Here is a 1,384-nt window from a genome sequence, read left to right as displayed (position 1 = left end):
GTCGGAGGCTCTTGATGGGCTTCTGGTCGACGGGATGACGATTGCGGCGGGCGGGTTCGGCCTGTGCGGCATTCCGGAGCTTCTGATCGACGCGCTGGTCGCGAGCGGGGTCAAGGACCTGACCATCGCCTCGAACAATTGCGGCGTCGACGGCTTCGGCCTCGGCAAGCTGCTCGACACCCGGCAGATCCGCAAGATGATCTCGTCCTATGTCGGCGAGAACGCGGAATTCATGCGCCAGTATCTCTCGGGCGAGCTCGAGCTCGAATTCAACCCGCAGGGCACCTTGGCCGAGCGCATGCGCGCCGGCGGCGCCGGCATTCCGGGCTTCTACACCAAGACCGGCGTCGGCACCGTGGTCGCCGAGGGCAAGGAGCACAAGGACTTCGACGGCGTGACCTATATCCTCGAGCGTGGCATCGTCGCCGATGTCTCGATCGTCAAGGCCTGGAAGGCGGACGAGAGCGGCAACGCGATCTTCCGCAAGACCGCGCGCAACTTCAATCCGCCGGCGGCGATGTGCGGGCGTGTCTGCGTGATGGAGGTCGAGGAGATCGTGCCGACCGGCTCGATCGACCCCGACCTGATCCATCTGCCCGGGATCTACGTGCACCGGCTGATCCAGGGCACGCACGAGAAACGCATCGAACAGCGCACCGTGCGCAAGCGGGAGGAAGCGTGATGGCCGAAGTGGTGAAGGGCTGGGACCGCAACCAGATGGCCGCACGCGCCGCGCTCGAACTGCACGACGGCACCTATGTGAACCTCGGCATCGGCATCCCGACGCTGGTGCCGAACTTCATCCCCGCGGGGGTGAATGTCACGCTGCAGTCGGAGAACGGCATGCTCGGCATGGGCCCCTTCCCCTATGAGGGCGACGAGGATCCCGACCTCATCAATGCCGGCAAGCAGACGATCACCGAACTGCCGCAGACCGCCTATTTCGACTCTGCCACCAGCTTCGGGATGATCCGCGGCGGCAAGATCGCGATGGCGATCCTCGGCGCGATGGAAGTGTCGGAAAGGGGCGATCTGGCGAACTGGATGATCCCGGGCAAGCTGGTCAAGGGCATGGGCGGGGCGATGGACCTCGTCGCGGGCGTCAAGCGCGTCGTGGTGGTGATGGACCACACCAACAAGCACGGCGAGTCGAAGGTGCTGAAGGCCTGCACCCTGCCGCTGACCGGTCAGGGCGTGGTCGACCGGATCATCACCAACCTCGGCGTGCTCGACGTGACGCACAAGGGGCTGCACATCGTCGAGCTCGCCGAGGGCGTGAGCGAGGAGCAGCTGCGCGCCGCGACCGAGGCGACGATCGTCGACTGACGCGTCCGCTGCACACCGACCCGCAAGGCCCCGCCCACCCGCGGGGCCTTTGCATTCG

Annotated in this window: 2 protein-coding genes; both read left to right on the top strand. The window is 66.1% G+C overall.

What is annotated here, in order from left to right:
- Positions 1–682: CoA transferase subunit A (locus tag EOW65_RS19805; RefSeq protein WP_164880181.1), on the top strand; the 682-nt coding region annotated here is incomplete at its 5' end.
- Positions 682–1,326 (top strand): 3-oxoacid CoA-transferase subunit B, encoded by a 645-nt coding sequence (locus EOW65_RS19800; protein WP_128151000.1) that lies wholly within the window; start codon positions 682–684, stop codon positions 1,324–1,326. The genes EOW65_RS19805 and EOW65_RS19800, both read left to right, overlap by 1 nt.
- Positions 1,327–1,384 lie beyond the last annotated feature (58 nt).

This window comes from Paenirhodobacter ferrireducens (assembly GCF_004022265.1).
GTDB lineage: Bacteria > Pseudomonadota > Alphaproteobacteria > Rhodobacterales > Rhodobacteraceae > Rhodobacter > Rhodobacter ferrireducens.
The sequence above is the reverse complement of the archived record's forward strand: the minus strand, read 5'-3'. Positions and strand labels throughout refer to the sequence as shown.